Below are 17,316 nucleotides of genomic sequence, written 5' to 3'. Positions count from 1 at the left end.
TCACAGCGCGGCGGCGGCGGGGCGGGGCAAAAAAAAAGCGCCGCCCGCAGGCAGCGCAATTTGGGGGTAACGGCAAGGCTGGGTTTAATCGTGATCTTCCCACGCCTGCGCGCGAGCCACCGCTTTTTTCCAGCCGCTGTAGCGGTAGTTGCGTTCGGTGGTTTCGATGCTTGGGCGGAATTCACGCTCAATCACCGCTTTGCTCTTCACTTCATCCAGATCGTTCCAGTAGCCGATGGCCAGGCCCGCCAGGAACGCGGCGCCCAACGCCGTCGATTCTCGCACTTCAGGGCGCTCTACGCGGGTGCCGAGGATATCGGACTGGAACTGCATCAGGAAGTTGTTGGCGACCGCGCCGCCGTCCACGCGCAGCGATTGCAGGCGGGTGTTGGCGTCGGCCTGCATGGCGTCCAGCACGTCGCGCGTCTGGAAGGCGATGGATTCCAGCGTGGCGCGGATGATGTGGTTGCTGTTGGCACCGCGGGTCAGGCCGAAGATGGCGCCGCGGGCATACGGATCCCAGTAGGGCGCGCCCAGGCCGGTGAAGGCCGGCACCACATAGACGCCGTTGCTGTCTTTCACCTTGGTGGCGAAATATTCGGAGTCGGCGGCGTCGCTGATCAGTTTCAGCTCGTCGCGCAGCCACTGGATAGACGCACCGCCGATGAACACCGCGCCTTCCAGCGCATAGTTCACTTCGCCGCGCGGGCCGCAGGCGATGGTGGTCAGCAAACCGTTTTTCGAGCGCACCGCTTCTTTGCCGGTGTTCATCAGCAGGAAGCAGCCGGTGCCGTAGGTGTTCTTCGCCATGCCCGGTTGAACGCACAGCTGGCCGTACAATGCCGCTTGCTGGTCGCCGGCGATACCGGCGATAGGAATACGCGTGCCGCCCTTGCCGCCGATGTTGGTCTGGCCGTATACCTCGGAGGAAGGACGGACTTTCGGCAGCATGGCGCGCGGAATGTCCAGCACTTCCAGCATGCGTTCGTCCCAGTCCAGCTCGTGGATGTTGAACATCATGGTGCGTGAGGCATTGGTGTAATCGGTGACGTGTACGCGCCCCTGGGTCATCTTCCACACCAGCCAGGTATCGACGGTGCCGAACAGCAGTTCGCCGCGCTTGGCGCGCTCGCGGGCGCCTTCGACGTTGTCCAGGATCCATTTCACCTTGGTGCCGGAGAAGTAGGGGTCAACCACCAGGCCGGTGTTGTGACGGATGTACTCTTCCAGGCCGTCGCGCTTGAGCTTCTCGCAGATGTCGGCGGTGCGGCGGCACTGCCAGACGATGGCGTTGTAGACCGGCTTGCCTGTCTCTTTTTCCCAGACGATGGTGGTTTCGCGCTGGTTGGTGATGCCGATGCCGGCGATTTGATCGGAATTGATGTCGGCCTTCGCCAGCACTTCTACCAGCGTCGAGCTTTGCGACGCCCAGATCTCCATCGGGTCGTGCTCAACCCAGCCGGCCTTTGGATAGATCTGCGGGAATTCGCGTTGCGATACCGCAACGATGTTGGCGTCGTGATCGAGCACGACGGCGCGTGAGCTGGTGGTCCCTTGGTCGAGTGCGACAATGTATTTTTTTCTACAGTCATGGTAATTATCCTGCTGTTGTTAACCGTTTAAAACTGCACCCATCACGCTTTACGCTGCTGGGTCTTGGCGTCGGGCTCTTCTTCCGTCACGCAGACGTCGCACGGCAGGTGGCGGCCAATCAGCGCGCGGTAACCGAAAGCGCCCAGGCCACAGCCGACGATAGGGGCGAAGATCGGCACCAGGAAGTACGGGATGTCGCGTGCGCCGGTGAAGGCGACTTTGCCCCAGCCGGCCAGGTAGGCGAACAGTTTCGGCCCGAAGTCACGCGCCGGGTTCAACGCAAAGCCGGTCAATGGTCCCATGGAGGCGCCGATCACGGCAATCAGAATACCGATCAGCAGCGGCGCCAGCGGGCCGCGCGGAATGCCGTTGCCGTCGTCGGTCAGCGCCAGGATCAGGCACATCAGGATCGCAGCGATCACCATTTCTACCAGGAAGGCCTGGCCGACGGAGATGTGCGCGTTAGGGTAAGTCGAGAAGATGCCGGCCAGTTCAAGGCTTTCGTTGCTGCCGCGAACCATATGGTGAGCCGCTTCGAAGTCGAAGAACAGGTTGTAGTACAGCCCGTAGACCAGGGCGGCGGCGCAGAAGGCGCCGGCGATCTGCGCAATGATGTAAGGCACCACTTTGCGCCCGTCGAAGCAGGCGAACAGCCACAGGGCGAGGGTGACCGCCGGGTTGAGATGCGCGCCGGAAATGGCGGCGGTCAGATAGATGGCCATGGCGACGCCGAGGCCCCAAATGATGCTGATTTCCCACTGGCCGAAGCTGGCGCCCGCCAGTTTCAGTGCGGCAACGCAGCCTACGCCAAAGAAGATCAGCAGCGCCGTGCCGAGGAACTCGGCGATGCACTGGCCTTTTAATGTCGGACTGGTGGTTTGGCTCATAATGTTGGTGTCCTGCAAAACGGCGGTTGTTGGTTTATAGGCTCAGCCAGGTATACATCTGACCTATGGGCACAGTTTTTTTCATCTCGTCCAATTATTGAATGAGGACGTGATGTAAATTTATCGTTAACGAACATAAACGAGAAATAGCGAAATCAAAATGTGTGTGGCGCGTCATAAAATTGAGCGATTTCGCGTCGTTCAGTGTTCTTTCTGAGCCATAAAAGTGTGATCTGACCAGTGGTTTGGCGAGGGGCGTTAACAACTCGCGGCGGCGGCGGCGGGGATTTTCAGTTTTTACTGATGGCGAGGGCAGGAAAATTGCAACAGACTGCGCGATGATCCGGTATGTTGCTAGACAGGCGGAGACTGGCTACTTACAATCGTTTTTAACGAATCGAGACTGGCGCGCCTTCCGTAACGGCGCGCGTCACTGAGCGCGATGCAATATTCGCAGTAGCTGCAGCCGACGTTGCGGCCGCTACTTATAGATTTACGCCTTGCTATCATGAGGGGACTGAAGCATGTCATTTGAAGTATTTGAGAAACTGGAAGCAAAAGTACAGCAGGCGATTGATACCATCACCTTGTTGCAGATGGAAATTGAAGAGCTGAAAGTCAAAAACAACTCTCTGTCGCAGGAAGTTCAGGCTGCCTCCGGCAACCACGAAGCGCTGGTGCGCGAAAACCAACAGCTGAAAGAAGAACAGCACGTATGGCAAGATCGCCTGCGCGCGCTGCTGGGCAAAATGGAAGAGGTTTGATTCCTTACGCCATGCAGCAACGAAAAGGGCGCCTCAGGCGCCCTTTTTCATGTCCGAAAATCACTCGATGTCGAGCGGGTCTTCGGAGAGGATGATGCCGGTGTTGTCGGCATACAGGTGGTCGCCGGAGAAGAAGGTGACGCCGCCGAAGTTGACGCGGATATCGCTTTCGCCCACGCCTTCGCTTACGGCACCCGCCGGGATCGCCGCCATCGCCTGAATGCCGATGTCGAGCTCTTCCAGATCGTCCACCTGGCGCACCGCGCCGTACACCACGATGCCTTCCCATTCGTTCTGGGCGGCCAGGCGCGCCAGTTCGGCGTTGATCAGCGCCCGGCGTACCGAACCGCCGCCGTCAACCAACAGCACGCGGCCGCGACCGTTTTCTTCAAGCAGATCGAATAACAGGCCGTTATCCTCAAAGCATTTCACCGTGGTGATCTGCCCGCCAAATGAAGTACGCCCGCCAAAATTGGAGAACAGAGGTTCAACAACGTTCACCTCTTCATGATAGATGTCGCAAAGTTCGGAAGTATCGTATTTCATAGGATTTTACGTCTGTTTGCCGCAGGAATGTTCAGTATATCCCTTTATTCGCCCTGTTGGCAAAATCATCAGTTTTTAACTGAGCGCCACGCCGATGGCGAACAGCAGATTGGCCAGCAACGCCGCCTTGACCATATGCTCCAGCATCGGCCGCATGCCGACCGGCGTCGGATCGCGCAGCACGCGCAGGCCGTGGCGCACCAGCAGCGGGATCGCCAGCACGAACAGCCAACCCCACGGGCTGTGGAGGTTGAACAGCGTGAACAGCGCGAAACACAGCACCGCGCCGCCGAGCAGCAGGGCGTGGTAAATGCGCGCCTTGTGCGGGCCGAGACGCACCGCCAGCGTATTCTTGCCGTTTTCGCGATCGCTTTCGATATCGCGCAGATTGTTGATGTTGAGCACCGCCGTCGCCAGCAGGCCGCAGGCGGTGGCCGGCAGCATCACGACGCTGTCGAAGGTGTGCGTCTGCAAATAGTAGGTGCCGGCCACGCTCAGCCAGCCGAAGAACACCAGCACCGAGATGTCGCCCAGCCCCAAATACCCGTAGGGTTTGTTGCCGACGGTGTAGGTGATGGCCGCCACGATAGACAGCCCGCCCAACACCAGGAAGCCCACCACGTCGCTGGGTTGCTCGCAGGCGACGGCGATCAGCGAACAGCCGGCGATGGCGATCAGCACTACCGTCACCACCAGCGCCCGTTTCATCTGCGCCTGGGTGATCATGCCCTTTTGCATGCCGCGCAACGGCCCGATGCGATCTTCTTTGTCGCTGCCTTTGACCGCATCGCCGTAGTCATTCGCCAGGTTGGAGAGGATCTGCAGCAGACCGGCGGTCACCAGCGCCAGCAGCGCCACTTCAGGTTTCAGGCTGCCGTGCCAGGCGGCGATCGCCGAGCCGACCACGATGGAGGCAAAGGCCAACGGCAGAGTACGGGGGCGTAGACTTTCGAGCCAGGCGGAAATCGGGGTGGTGGAGGTTGATGAGCTCATGTTTCGCTTCTGTCAGTAAGTTGCGGTGTCCGTTAGAAATAATTGTGGGAGGCAATGCCTCCCACATAGATGACTGACAAGACAATGATTGAGCGATTATAGGATAAAACGACTCAAATCTTCATCCGCCACCAGTTCATCCAGATGACTGCGCACGTAATCCGCATCAATTGTAATGGATTGGCCATTAATTTCACTCGCATCGTAGGAAATATCTTCCATCAGACGCTCCAGCACGGTGTGCAGACGACGCGCGCCGATGTTCTCGGTGCTTTCGTTGACCTGCCACGCGGCTTCGGCGATGCGGCGGATGCCGTCGGCGGTGAACTCGATATTGACGCCTTCGGTGCCCATCAGCGCTTTGTACTGTTCGGTCAGCGACGCGCTCGGCTCGGTCAGGATGCGCTCGAAGTCTTCGGTGGTCAGCGCCTGCAGCTCAACGCGGATCGGCAGACGGCCCTGCAGTTCCGGGATCAGATCCGACGGATTGGCGGTCTGGAACGCGCCGGAAGCGATGAACAGAATGTGGTCGGTTTTCACCATGCCGTGCTTGGTGGACACGGTGCAGCCTTCCACCAGCGGCAGCAGATCGCGCTGCACGCCTTCGCGGGAAACGTCCGGGCCGGAGCTTTGGCCGCCGCGCTTACAGATTTTGTCGATCTCATCGATAAACACGATGCCGTGCTGCTCAACCGCTTCGATCGCCTGCTCTTTCAGCTCTTCCGGGTTCACCAGCTTGGCGGCTTCTTCTTCCACCAGCAGCTTGAAGGCTTCTTTGATCTTCAGCTTGCGCGATTTTTGCTTTTGGCCGCCGAGGTTCTGGAACATCGACTGCAGCTGGTTGGTCATCTCCTCCATGCCCGGAGGCGCCATGATTTCCACGCCCATCGGCGCGGCGGCCAGATCGATTTCGATCTCTTTGTCATCCAGCTGGCCTTCGCGCAGCTTCTTGCGGAATGCCTGGCGGGCGGCGGACGGTTCCTGGCCTTCTTCCGGCTGGCCCCAGTTGTTTTTGGCCGGCGGGATCAGCACGTCGAGAATGCGCTCTTCGGCCAACTCTTCGGCACGGGTGCGGTTTTTCTCGATCGACTGCATGCGCACCATTTTGATGGCGGCATCGGTCAGATCGCGAATGATGGAGTCCACTTCTTTGCCCACATAGCCCACTTCGGTGAACTTGGTGGCTTCAACCTTGATGAACGGCGCGTTGGCCAGCTTCGCCAGACGGCGGGCGATTTCGGTTTTACCGACGCCGGTCGGGCCGATCATCAGAATGTTTTTCGGGGTCACTTCGTGACGCAGCATCTCGTTGAGCTGCATCCGGCGCCAGCGGTTGCGCAGGGCAATGGCGACAGCGCGTTTGGCCTTGTTTTGGCCAATGATATAGCTGTCCAGTTCGCTGACGATCTCGCGCGGGGTCATTTCAGACATGGTATTCGATCCTTACGCTTTGGAAGGCAATTCTTCAATGGTGTGGAAATGGTTGGTGTAAATACAGATGTCGCCGGCGATGTTGAGGGATTTCTCAACGATGTCGCGGGCGCTCAGCTCGGTATTTTCCAACATGGCGCGGGCGGCGGCCTGGGCGTACGGGCCGCCGGAGCCGATGGCGATCAGATCGTTTTCCGGCTGCACCACATCGCCGTTGCCGGTGATGATCAGCGAGGCGGTTTCATCGGCGACCGCCAGCAGCGCTTCGAGCTTGCGCAGCATGCGGTCGGTGCGCCAGTCTTTCGCCAGCTCGACGGCGGCTTTCACCAGGTGGCCCTGATGCATTTCCAGTTTGCGTTCAAACAGTTCAAACAGCGTGAAGGCGTCAGCGGTGCCACCGGCGAAACCGGCGATCACTTTGTCGTTATACAGGCGACGCACTTTCTTGACGTTACCCTTCATCACCGTATTACCCAGGGTTGCCTGGCCATCACCACCGATGACGACCTGGCCGTTGCGGCGTACGCTTACAATTGTTGTCACGAGCAGACCCTCGTTAAAGACGGAAAGAAGTCCCCGCAGCGCCTGCTTTCGCAGACGCTACGAGGCATATTGAGAGTATAGATGGGGGGGGATTGACGCTTTTCAACCCCCAACGGAGAGGGGAATGCAACTCGACATGCCGACGCCCTTCAGGCGCGAAAGGGTTTTGTCCGCTGCGGCGCGGCTGCTGTAGGGGCCGAGCACCACGCGATTCCAACCGCCACCGGCGGTGATGCGGCTCTCGATGCCCTCGAACGCCAGGCGCGCACGCACGGATTCAGCCTGATCGGTGGCGCGGAACGAACCGCATTGCACCATCCACTTCTGTTTCGATTCCGGTTTGGTGTCCTGCTTGGCCGTTTCCTGTTTCACTTCCGGTTTGGGCTCCGGCTTCGGTTGCGGCTTCGGCTCAGGCTGTTTCACCTGCGCCGGCGGCGGGGTGACTTGCTTCGGCTGCTGGTGCTGCTGCACCGGCGCGGTGGTGGCTCCGTTGTTGAACGGGTTGCGCGGCGCCTGAGTGACCTGCTGCTGTTGCTGTACCGGCTGCTGCTGCATTTGCGGTTGTTGCATCTGCTGCTGGCGGTTGCCGCGCGCGTTGGCCTGGCCCGGATCGTTATACGGCACTTCATTCAGCTGCGTCGGGCGCTGTTGCATGTCGGCCTGCATCTGCTCCAGCAGTTGCCGTTGTTCGGCGGTCAGCTGAGTTTTGGAATTGAGCTCGCCGCCGGCCGTCGGTTCGGTCGGGGTTTGCACGCCGATCTGTCGGTTTTCCAGCTCTTTGATATAGCGCCAGCGCTCTTCCGGCTTCGGCGGCAGGCCGTTGCCTGGGCGAGTGGTGTGCGCAGGCAACAACGGCGCGTCTTCCGGCTTGTTGTGCGTAATGAAATAGAGGCCACCGACAAAGACAACCAGCAACGCGACGGCTAACGCCAGCACGGTTTTGGAAACCTTCGGAGAACTGCGTTTTTTACGGCTGGGGGTTTTGCGCTTAGCTCCTGCTGCGCGCCCACGGCTTACATAGTCTTTTTGTGCCACTATTATTCCGCTGTGTCCTGATGAGAGGATAAGTCCGTCATGTTACTGAACCCTAAAATATTTGACTAGCGTTTCGGAGCAGCGGTGCTGCCTCTGATAATCAATTCACTGTCCAAGAGTCGGGAGCCGCTGGCCACCGTCTGGCCGTTCAACTGCTCCAACAGCAACAACATCGCCTGCTGGCCGATCTGGAAGCGCGGCTGCGCCACCGTGGTCAGCGGCGGATCGCAATACTGCGCCAGCTTGAGGTCGTCAAAGCCGACGATCGACAGATCCTGCGGTACCCGCAGCCCCATTTTCTTCGCCTGGGACAGCACGCCGATCGCCATGACGTCGCTGTGGCAGAACACCGCCGTCGGCGGTTTCGGCTGAGCCATCAACTGGGTCAGCGCTTGCGCGCCGGCTTCGTAGGTAAAATCACCCCGGGTAATATAGCTGCTTTCGACGGTAATGCCATTACGGCGTAGCGCTTGAACATAACCTTGCAGCCGATAATGGCTCAGCGGCATCTGTTCCGGCCCGGCGACGCAGGCGATCTGCCGGTGCCCCAATTGATGCAAATAATGCACGGCTTCAAAGGCGGCGGTCAGGTTGTCGATATGCACCGTCGGCAGTTCCAGCTCGGGCGCGAACTCATTGGCCATCACCATCGGCGGCAGGTTGCGCTGCTCTTCCTTGCTGGCGTCGAACGGTAGATTAGAGCCCAGCAGCAGCATGCCGTCGATCTGTTTGGTGATGATCAGATTGACGAAGGTGCGTTCTTGCTGGTTCTGCTGCGCGCAGTCGCCGATCAGCACCAGATAACCTTGTTGGGCGGCGGTCTGTTCGATCCCCTGGATCACATCCGCGAAAAACGGATCGCAGATGTCGGGCACGATCACCAGGATGGTGCGAGATTCGTTGCGTTTGATATTGCGTGACAGAGCATGAGGAGAATAACCCACGGCCAGCACGGCCTGTTCCACTTTCTGACGCGTTGGCGTTGACACCTTTTCCGGATTCATAAGCGCACGCGATACGGTAGCCGTTGAAACGCCCGCCATTTCGGCGACGTCTTTCATGGTCGCCATGGATAACTCTTTCTTGTGTTCCAACGCCTTTCTCCTTGCGTCAGCCCCATGCCGACGCCACTACTGCTGTTTGCTCACAATGTCCGGCATGCGGTGGCGGGATTGTTGTCATTGAGCGCCACTCGCGTTCGAGCACTCCGTCGCGCTGCGATGTGGCGACAAAATTTGCCCTCGCAGACATTCTAAACAGAATACGCCCCGCCTTTGTTACCTAATTTGCATAAAAAATGTGACCTGAGAAGGTTTTTTAGCGTTCGCTCGCAATTTAAAGGGTAAACGTTTGCATGACGGCAGCTAAATCGGACTTTTCCGGGATCAGCTGTCGATCGGATCGACATCCAGCGTCCATTTCACCTTGCGCGTTTGCGGCAGGGTGCCGATCAGCGGCAGCGAGCTTTTCATCAGCTGTTGCAGGACGCGCCGTGTCGGATGCTGCAGCAGCAGCTGCCAGCGGAAACGGCCGCCGCGTTTGGACTGCAGCGCCGGCACCGGGCCCATCACCCACAGCGAGTCGTCCTTAAGCGGACTGGCTTCCAACAGATTGCGCAGCTGCTGCAGGAACAGCGGGGCCTGTTGGTTATCGTGATCTTCGGCGCGCACGATGATGTGGCTGGTGTAGGGCGGTAGAAACACGCTGTTGCGCTCCGCCAGCGTCTGTTTGGCGAAGGCGTCGTAACCTTGTTGCAGCAGCACCTGCAATAACGGGTGCTCCGGGTGGTGGGTTTGCAGCAGCACTTCACCCTGTTTGCCCGCTCGCCCCGCGCGCCCGGAGACCTGGGTATAGAGCTGAGCAAAACGCTCGGCGGAGCGGAAGTCGGCGGAGAACAGCGCGCCGTCCACGTCCAGCAACGCCACCAGCGTGACGTCGGGAAAATGGTGGCCCTTGGCCAGCATTTGCGTGCCGATCAGAATGCGCGCTTCGCCGCGATGAATATCCGCCAGGTGCTGTTCCAGCGACCCTTTGCGGCTGGTGGTGTCGCGATCGATGCGGGTGATCGGCGTGTCGGGGAACAGCGGCGCCAGCTCATGTTCCAGCTGTTCGGTGCCGACGCCGACCGATACCAGGTGGGTGGAACCGCACTGCGGGCATTGGTGCGGCACCGGTCGCTGGCTGTCGCAGTGGTGACAGCGCAGCTGGCGCTGATGCTGGTGGAAGGTGTAATAGTGATCGCAGCGCTGGCACTCGGCGATCCAGCCGCACTCGTGGCACAGCAGCGCCGGGGCGTAACCGCGGCGGTTGAGGAACAGCATCACCTGATTGCCGGCTTTTAAATGGTGCTGCATGCTTTTCAAAAGCGGCTGCGACAGGCCGACCTTCAGCGGCAATCCTTTCAGATCGATCAGATGCTGCGCCGCCGGTTTGGCGTTGCCCGCGCGTTGGGTGAGCTTCAACTGGCGATATTTGCCCAGCTGCACGTTGTGCAGCGTTTCCAGTGCCGGCGTGGCGGAGCCCATCACCATCGGGATATCTTCTTCCCGGGCGCGGAACACCGCCAGATCGCGGGCGTGGTAGCGCCAGCCTTCCTGCTGTTTATAAGAGCTGTCGTGCTCTTCGTCGATGATGATAACGCCCAGTTGCCGGAACGGCGTGAACAGCGCCGAGCGGGTGCCGATGACGATCGCGGCTTCGCCGCTGCGCGCGCGCAGCCAAACCGCCAGCCGTTCGCTGTCGTTCAGCCCGGAGTGCAGCACGTCCACCGGCGCGTTGAAGCGCTCGCGAAAGCGGGCGATGGTTTGCGGCGTCAGGCCGATTTCCGGCACCAGCACCAGCGCCTGCCGGCCTTTGGCCAACACGTTTTCCAGCACGCTGAGATACACCTCGGTCTTGCCGGAGCCGGTGACCCCGGCCAGCAGCCAGGCGGCAAACTGCTCATCTTCGCTTCGGATCGCCCCGACGGCGGTAGCCTGTTCGGTATTCAGCCGCAGCCGCTCGCCGAGCACCGCAAAGTTGGGGCGCCAGTCCTGCGTGGCCGCGACCTGAGTGCGCAGATCGATCAGCCCTTTGGCGCGCAGCGCCTGCAGGGCGCTTTCCGTCAGCTCAAGCTGGCTGACCTGATGGCGATAGACCGGGCGTTGCAGCAGCGCCGCCAGCGCCTGCTGCTGTTTCGGCGCGCGTTTCAGGCTTTCGGGCGGCGTGGCGCGCCCCTCTTCGGTGGCGAACCACTGCCACAGCGGCGCGGCCTCGGCCGGTTTGCCTTGGCGCAGCAGGATCGGCAGCGCGTGGAACAGCACTTCGCCGATGGGATAGTGGTAGTAATCGCTGGCCCAGCGCAGGATGCGCCACAGGCTGGGGGAGAACAGCGATTCTGTGTCGATCACGCTGTCGATCGGTTTGAGCTTGTCTAACGGCAGTTCGCTGGTGTCGCTGCAGCCGGTGACGATGCCGATTGCATGCTGCCTGCCCCAGGGCACGCCCACGCGCGCGCCGGCCACCGGCTGCATGCCGGGCGGCAGCAGATAGTCGAAGGTGCGGGCGAGGGGGACCGGCAAAGCAACGTGTACGACGGGCATGATCTCATCCAAATTGAAAAAAAGTGGGCATCAGTTTACACGGCGCATCGGCAAATGTACGGTTCCGATTGCGCGCCCCGACTAATGCTGTATAATTTGCCGCCTTTGGTATAATTCGATACCAAAATTCTATTATCAACCACGTGTGGTGTCTGGCGAAACAGGGCTGGATAGCGACACGGCCTTAACTGAGGTTTCCCATGAAACAAGGTATCCACCCAAAATACGAAGAAGTTACTGCTAACTGCTCTTGCGGTAACGTGATGAAGATCCGCTCCACCGTGGGCCACGATCTGAACCTGGACGTTTGTGGCGCATGCCACCCGTTCTACACTGGCAAGCAGCGTGACGTTGCTACCGGTGGCCGCGTTGACCGCTTCAACAAGCGTTTCAGCGTACCAGGCGCTAAGAAATAAGATTTCTTATCGACCGATGAAAAAGGCGCCCTGGGCGCCTTTTTTCTTTTCTGCCGCCGGCGTTCGCCGGGCGGTTCTCAATATTCCCAGGTATCGGGATCGACACCCAGTTCGCGCATCAACGCTTTTGCGGCTTCCGGGATTTCATCGCTGCGCTCTTTGCGCAGGTCTTCATCGTTCGGCAGCGGCTGGCCGGTAAAGGCATGCAGAAACGCTTCGCACAGAAGTTCGCTGTTGGTGGCGTGGCGCAGGTTGTTCACCTGGCGACGGGTCCGTTCGTCGGTGAGGATTTTCAGGACCTTCAGCGGAATGGATACCGTGATCTTTTTGACTTGCTCGCTTTTTTTACCGTGTTCAGCGTAAGGGCTGACATACTCGCCGTTCCACTCAGCCATGGGACACCTTAACTTTGTCAGAAAAATTACAAAATTCTAAAAACCGGCCAATTATGCCCGATCTTCACTGTTCTCACTAAATAAATGTCAATTTTACGCGACCAGGGTCACTGAATGCCCCGCTTCGGCCAGGCATTGCCGCTTAACATCTTATCGTCATGTCATATCGGCATAATTTTAGCGGGTATTGTGTCATTGCTCAATCTATACGCAAAGAAGTTTAGATGTCCAGATGTATTGACGTCTATCAATCCTGCGATTACTCTTTAGGCCTCATTCACCGAACCGAGAGCCGAGCGAGCCCATGACGCGTAAACCAGCCACGATTGCCGTACGCAGCGGCCTGAACGACGACGAACAGTACGGCTGCGTTGTCCCGCCGATTCATCTGTCCAGCACCTATAACTTTACCGACTTCAATCAACCCCGAGCTCATGACTACTCGCGCCGCGGCAACCCGACGCGCGACGTGGTGCAGCGCGCGTTGGCGGAGCTGGAAGGCGGTGCCGGCGCGGTGATGACCGGCAGCGGGATGTCGGCGATCCATCTGGTGACCACCGTACTGCTGAAGCCCGGCGATCTGCTGGTGGCGCCGCACGACTGTTACGGCGGCAGCTATCGGTTATTCGACAGCCTGAGCAAGCGCGGCGCTTATCGCGTGCTGTTCGTCGATCAAGGCAATGAGGCCGCCCTGCAACAGGCGCTGGCGCAAAAGCCGAAGCTGGTGTTGATAGAAAGCCCCAGCAATCCGCTGCTGCGGGTGGTGGACATCGCGGCGATCTGCGCTGCCGCGCACGCGGCGGGCGCGTTGACGGTGGTGGACAACACGTTCCTCAGCCCGGCCCTGCAACAGCCGATCGAACTCGGTGCCGATCTGGTGGTCCATTCTTGCACCAAATACCTGAACGGGCATTCGGACGTGGTGGCCGGCGCGGTGATCGCCAAAGATCCTGAGCTGGCGGTCGAGCTGGCCTGGTGGGCGAACAACATCGGCGTGACCGGTGGCGCGTTCGACAGCTATTTGTTGCTGCGCGGTATGCGCACGTTGTCGCCACGCATCAAGGCGGCGCAACAAAACGCTGAAGCGATTGTTGACTATTTACAGCAGCAACCGCTGGTGAAAAAGCTGTATCATCCCTCCCTGCCGGAGAATCCGGGGCATGAGATCGCCCGTCGTCAGCAGCGCGGTTTCGGCGCGATGCTGAGTTTTGAACTGGACGGCGATGAAGCGGTGCTGCGCCGTTTTCTCTCTGCCCTTGAGCTGTTTACTCTGGCAGAATCGTTGGGCGGCGTAGAAAGCCTGATCTCGCATGCGGCGACCATGACTCACGCCGGCATGGCGGCGGAGGCGCGGGCAGCGGCCGGCATCTCCGAGAGCCTGCTGCGCATTTCCGTGGGTATTGAAGACAGTGAAGATTTGATTGCCGATCTGGAACGCGCTTTCCAGGCGGCGGCAACGAGGTAAGCATGAATGCAATTGCTGTAGCAGGGCCGGTGAGCGGGCGTCAACTGCACAAGTTTGGCGGCAGCAGTCTGGCGGATGTGAAGTGTTATCTGCGTGTGGCCGGGATTATGGCGGAATACAGCCAGCCGGGCGACATGATGGTGGTATCGGCCGCCGGCAGTACCACCAACCAGTTGATCAACTGGCTGAAGCTCAGCCAGAGCGATCGCCTGTCTGCGCACCAGGTGCAGCAGACGTTGCGTCGTTATCACAGCGATCTTATCAGCGGCCTGTTGCCGCCGGAAAGCGCCGAGCCGCTGATCGCCGAGTTCATTCAGGATCTGGAACGCCTGGCGGCGCTGCTGGACGGCAACGTCGACGACGCGTGCTACGCCGAAGTGGTCGGGCACGGCGAGATTTGGTCGGCGCGCCTGATGGCGGCGGTGCTCAACCACCTGGACATGCAGGCGGCCTGGCTGGATGCGCGTGACTTCCTGCGCGCCGAGCGCGCCGCGCAGCCGCAGGTGGATGAAGGCCGTTCTTACCCGCTGTTGCAACAATTGATGGCCCAACACCCGGGTAAACGCCTGGTAGTGACCGGGTTCATTTCGCGCAACGACGCCGGGGAAACCGTGCTGTTGGGGCGTAACGGCAGCGACTACTCCGCCACTCAGGTCGGCGCGCTGGCCGGCGCTGCGCGCGTCACCATCTGGAGCGACGTGGCCGGGGTTTACAGCGCCGATCCGCGCAAGGTGAAAGACGCCTGCCTGCTGCCGCTGCTGCGTCTGGACGAAGCCAGCGAGCTGGCGCGTCTGGCTGCGCCGGTGTTGCACACCCGTACCCTGCAGCCGGTCTCCGGTAGCGATATCGATCTTCAGCTGCGCTGCAGCTATCAGCCGGAGCAGGGCTCGACGCGCATTGAGCGCGTATTGGCTTCCGGCACCGGCGCCAAGATTGTCACCAGCCACGACGATGTGTGCCTGATTGAACTGCACGTTGCCGCTCAGCATGACTTCAAACTGGCGCAGAAAGAGTTGGATCTGGTGCTCAAGCGCGCGCAGATCAAACCGCTGGCGGTGGGCATCCACCCAGACCGCAACCTGGTGCAGCTGTGCTACACCTCCGAGGTGGTCAACAGCGCGCTGGCGACGCTGCAGGCCGCGGTGCTGCCAGGCGAGCTGCGCCTGCGCGAAGGATTGGCGCTGGTGGCGATGGTCGGCGCCGGGGTGTGCAAGAACCCGCTGCACAGCCACCGTTTCTATCAGCAGCTGAAAGATCAGCCGGTCGAGTTTATCTGGCAGGCGGAAGATGGCATCAGCCTGGTGGCGGTATTGCGCCAGGGGCCGACCGCGCTGCTGATCCAGGGGCTGCACCAAAGCCTGTTCCGCGCCGAGAAGCGCATCGGTCTGGTGCTGTTCGGCAAGGGCAATATCGGGTCGCGCTGGCTGGAGCTGTTCGCCCGTGAGCAGACCAATATCTCCGCGCGCAGCGGCTTCGAATTTATCCTGGCGGGGGTGGTGGACAGCCGCCGCAGCCTGCTGAACTATGACGGGCTGGACGCCAGCCGCGCGCTGGCATTCTTTGAGGACGAAGCGCAGGAGCTGGATGAAGAATCGCTGTTCCTGTGGATGCGCGCGCACCCGTTCGACGATCTGGTGGTGCTCGACGTGACCGCCAGCGAAGAGCTGGCCGGGCAGTATCTGGATTTCGCCAGCTACGGTTTCCACGTGATCAGCGCCAACAAGTTGGCGGGGGCCTCGTGCAGCGACAGCTATCGCCAAATACGCGACGCCTTCGCCAAAACCGGCCGCCACTGGCTGTATAACGCCACCGTCGGCGCCGGCCTGCCGGTCAACCACACGGTGCGCGATCTGCGCGACAGCGGCGACAGCATTCTGGCGATCAGCGGCATCTTCTCCGGCACGCTCTCCTGGCTGTTCCTGCAGTATGACGGCACGGTGCCGTTCACCGAGCTGGTGGACCAGGCCTGGCAGCAGGGGCTGACCGAACCGGATCCGCGGGTCGATCTCTCCGGCCAGGACGTGATGCGCAAGCTGGTGATCCTGGCGCGCGAGGCGGGCTACGACATCGAACCGAACCAGGTGCGGGTCGAGTCGCTGGTGCCGGCGGGGTGCGAGCTGGGCTCCGTCGATCAGTTCTTCGAGAACGGTGAGGCGCTGAATCAGCAGATGCAACAGCGCTTTGAGGCCGCCAGCGAAATGGGCCTGGTGCTGCGCCATGTGGCGCGTTTCGACGCCAACGGCAAGGCGCGGGTCGGCGTGGAGGCGGTGCGCCCTGAGCATCCTCTGGCCTCGCTGTTGCCGTGCGACAACGTGTTCGCCATCGAAAGCCGCTGGTATCGCGATAATCCGCTGGTGATCCGCGGGCCGGGCGCCGGCCGCGATGTGACCGCCGGCGCGATCCAGTCAGACCTTAACCGATTGGCGCAGCTGCTTTAATCCTCTGCGGGCGCGGGCTCACCGCGCCCCTTGGCTTTTCCTGCCATACTTATCTTTGCCGCGATCATGAAATTCCCTCGTTGAGCGGGTGAGGATTAATCATCTTATTCCCCTCATTTTCCTGTTGACTCTTTAGCCAACATGCGGCATTTTCTATCTAGACGTCTAAACGTATAGACGCTCATCAAGATGAAATAAAAACAGTGATCGATAAGAGGTGAGCAGGGTATGAGTTTTTTCCACGCAAACCAGCGGGAAGCGCTGAATCAGAGTCTGGCGGAGTTGAATGGCCAGATTAACGTATCATTCGAGTTCTTCCCGCCACGCACCAGCGAGATGGAAGAGACCCTGTGGCAGTCGATCGATCGTCTGAGCATTCTCAAACCTAAATTCGTTTCCGTCACCTACGGCGCCAACTCCGGCGAGCGCGATCGCACCCACAGCATCATCAAAGGGATCAAGGAACGCACCGGCCTGGAGGCGGCGCCGCACCTGACCTGCATCGATGCCAGCCCGGCGCAGCTGCGCGACATCGCGACCGATTACTGGAACAGCGGCATCCGCCATATCGTGGCGCTGCGCGGCGATCTGCCGCCGGGCGGCGGCAAGCCGGAAATGTACGCGACCGATCTGGTGGCGCTGCTGAAAGACGTGGGTGACTTCGACATTTCCGTCGCCGCTTACCCGGAAGTGCACCCGGAGGCGAAGAGCGCCCAGGCCGATTTGATTAACCTGAAACGCAAGATCGATGCCGGCGCCAGTCGCGCGATTACCCAGTTCTTCTTCGACGTTGAGAGCTACCTGCGCTTTCGCGACCGCTGCGTCGCCGCCGGTATCGACGTGGAAATCGTGCCGGGCATTCTGCCGGTGTCCAACTTCAAGCAGCTGCAGCGCTTCGCCACCATGACCAACGTGCGGGTGCCAAGCTGGATGACCAGCATGTTCGAAGGGCTGGACGACGATGCGGAGACCCGCAAAATGGTCGGCGCCAACATCGCCATGGACATGGTGAAGATCCTGAGCCGCGAAGGGGTGAAAGATTTCCACTTCTATACGCTGAACCGCGCCGAGATGAGCTACGCCATCTGCCACACGCTGGGCGTGCGACCAGTGGCCGCCGCCTGACGGGCTTGCTCCATTGAAAAGGGCGCCGCTTTACCGCGGCGCCCTTTTTTTGTGGGGAGACATAAAAAAAACGGCCCCGGTAAACGGGGCCGCGATGAGGCTCA

Annotated in this window: 15 protein-coding genes; 5 read left to right on the top strand and 10 right to left on the bottom strand. The window is 60.2% G+C overall.

Annotation, left to right across the window (positions count from 1 at the left end; all coding sequences use genetic code 11):
- Positions 1 to 84: 84 nt before the first annotated feature.
- Both glpK and SERRSCBI_RS22890 read right to left on the bottom strand, forming a co-directional pair.
- Positions 85 to 1,572 carry a glycerol kinase GlpK gene (gene glpK / locus SERRSCBI_RS22895; RefSeq protein WP_042785563.1) on the bottom strand — a complete coding sequence of 496 codons (1,488 nt, stop codon included), beginning with the start codon at positions 1,570 to 1,572 and terminating at the stop codon, positions 85 to 87.
- A gap of 62 nt (positions 1,573 to 1,634) precedes the next feature.
- The gene (locus tag SERRSCBI_RS22890; RefSeq protein WP_004931095.1) at positions 1,635 to 2,480 is read right to left on the bottom strand and encodes an MIP/aquaporin family protein; all 846 of its coding nucleotides are present in this window, start codon (positions 2,478 to 2,480) and stop codon (positions 1,635 to 1,637) included.
- 524 nt (positions 2,481 to 3,004) lie between these two features.
- Here SERRSCBI_RS22890 and zapB point away from each other — a divergent pair.
- On the top strand, positions 3,005 to 3,244 hold the full coding sequence (gene zapB, locus SERRSCBI_RS22885) for a septal ring assembly protein ZapB (protein WP_042785562.1): 240 nt from the start codon (positions 3,005 to 3,007) through the stop codon (positions 3,242 to 3,244).
- Positions 3,245 to 3,304: 60 nt separating this feature from the next.
- Here zapB and rraA read toward each other — a convergent pair whose 3' ends face one another.
- The 7 genes from rraA to priA all read right to left on the bottom strand — a co-directional run bounded on the left by rraA (position 3,305) and on the right by priA (position 11,373).
- Positions 3,305 to 3,790, bottom strand: coding sequence for a ribonuclease E activity regulator RraA (gene rraA / locus SERRSCBI_RS22880; RefSeq protein ID WP_004931090.1), 486 nt, complete (start codon positions 3,788 to 3,790; stop codon positions 3,305 to 3,307).
- A 75-nt stretch (positions 3,791 to 3,865) separates the two neighbouring features.
- Positions 3,866 to 4,783, bottom strand: coding sequence for a 1,4-dihydroxy-2-naphthoate polyprenyltransferase (locus SERRSCBI_RS22875; RefSeq protein ID WP_042785561.1), 918 nt, complete (start codon positions 4,781 to 4,783; stop codon positions 3,866 to 3,868).
- 96 nt (positions 4,784 to 4,879) lie between these two features.
- Entirely contained in the window at positions 4,880 to 6,214 is a 1,335-nt protein-coding gene (gene hslU, locus SERRSCBI_RS22870) for an HslU--HslV peptidase ATPase subunit (protein ID WP_042785560.1), read from the bottom strand.
- Positions 6,215 to 6,226: 12 nt separating this feature from the next.
- Entirely contained in the window at positions 6,227 to 6,757 is a 531-nt protein-coding gene (gene hslV, locus SERRSCBI_RS22865; RefSeq protein WP_004931085.1) for an ATP-dependent protease subunit HslV, read from the bottom strand.
- A gap of 102 nt (positions 6,758 to 6,859) precedes the next feature.
- The gene (gene ftsN, locus SERRSCBI_RS22860) at positions 6,860 to 7,792 is read right to left on the bottom strand and encodes a cell division protein FtsN (RefSeq protein WP_033645213.1); all 933 of its coding nucleotides are present in this window, start codon (positions 7,790 to 7,792) and stop codon (positions 6,860 to 6,862) included.
- Positions 7,793 to 7,857: 65 nt separating this feature from the next.
- On the bottom strand, positions 7,858 to 8,886 hold the full coding sequence (gene cytR, locus SERRSCBI_RS22855) for a DNA-binding transcriptional regulator CytR (protein WP_025304661.1): 1,029 nt from the start codon (positions 8,884 to 8,886) through the stop codon (positions 7,858 to 7,860).
- A gap of 291 nt (positions 8,887 to 9,177) precedes the next feature.
- Positions 9,178 to 11,373, bottom strand: a complete 2,196-nt coding sequence (priA, locus tag SERRSCBI_RS22850; protein ID WP_042785558.1) for a primosomal protein N' — start codon at positions 11,371 to 11,373, stop codon at positions 9,178 to 9,180.
- A gap of 200 nt (positions 11,374 to 11,573) precedes the next feature.
- Here priA and rpmE point away from each other — a divergent pair, with 200 nt between their 5' ends.
- Positions 11,574 to 11,789, top strand: a complete 216-nt coding sequence (gene rpmE / locus SERRSCBI_RS24435) for a 50S ribosomal protein L31 (RefSeq protein ID WP_004931078.1) — start codon at positions 11,574 to 11,576, stop codon at positions 11,787 to 11,789.
- A 77-nt stretch (positions 11,790 to 11,866) separates the two neighbouring features.
- Here rpmE and metJ read toward each other — a convergent pair whose 3' ends face one another.
- Entirely contained in the window at positions 11,867 to 12,184 is a 318-nt protein-coding gene (metJ, locus tag SERRSCBI_RS22845; protein WP_004931076.1) for a met regulon transcriptional regulator MetJ, read from the bottom strand.
- 304 nt (positions 12,185 to 12,488) lie between these two features.
- Between metJ and metB the strand changes: the two genes are divergently transcribed.
- The 3 genes from metB (at position 12,489) to metF (ending at position 17,212) form a co-directional block, all read left to right on the top strand.
- Entirely contained in the window at positions 12,489 to 13,649 is a 1,161-nt protein-coding gene (gene metB, locus SERRSCBI_RS22840; protein ID WP_033645215.1) for a cystathionine gamma-synthase, read from the top strand.
- A 2-nt stretch (positions 13,650 to 13,651) separates the two neighbouring features.
- Complete coding sequence (locus SERRSCBI_RS22835; protein WP_033652207.1) at positions 13,652 to 16,087, top strand: bifunctional aspartate kinase/homoserine dehydrogenase II; 2,436 nt, start codon at positions 13,652 to 13,654, stop codon at positions 16,085 to 16,087.
- A gap of 228 nt (positions 16,088 to 16,315) precedes the next feature.
- Positions 16,316 to 17,212, top strand: a complete 897-nt coding sequence (gene metF, locus SERRSCBI_RS22830; RefSeq protein WP_033645217.1) for a methylenetetrahydrofolate reductase — start codon at positions 16,316 to 16,318, stop codon at positions 17,210 to 17,212.
- Positions 17,213 to 17,316 lie beyond the last annotated feature (104 nt).

The organism is Serratia sp. SCBI (assembly GCF_000747565.1).
Lineage (GTDB): Bacteria > Pseudomonadota > Gammaproteobacteria > Enterobacterales > Enterobacteriaceae > Serratia > Serratia ureilytica.
Note: the sequence above shows the minus strand (reverse complement) of the source record. Positions and strands in the feature narration are given on the sequence as shown.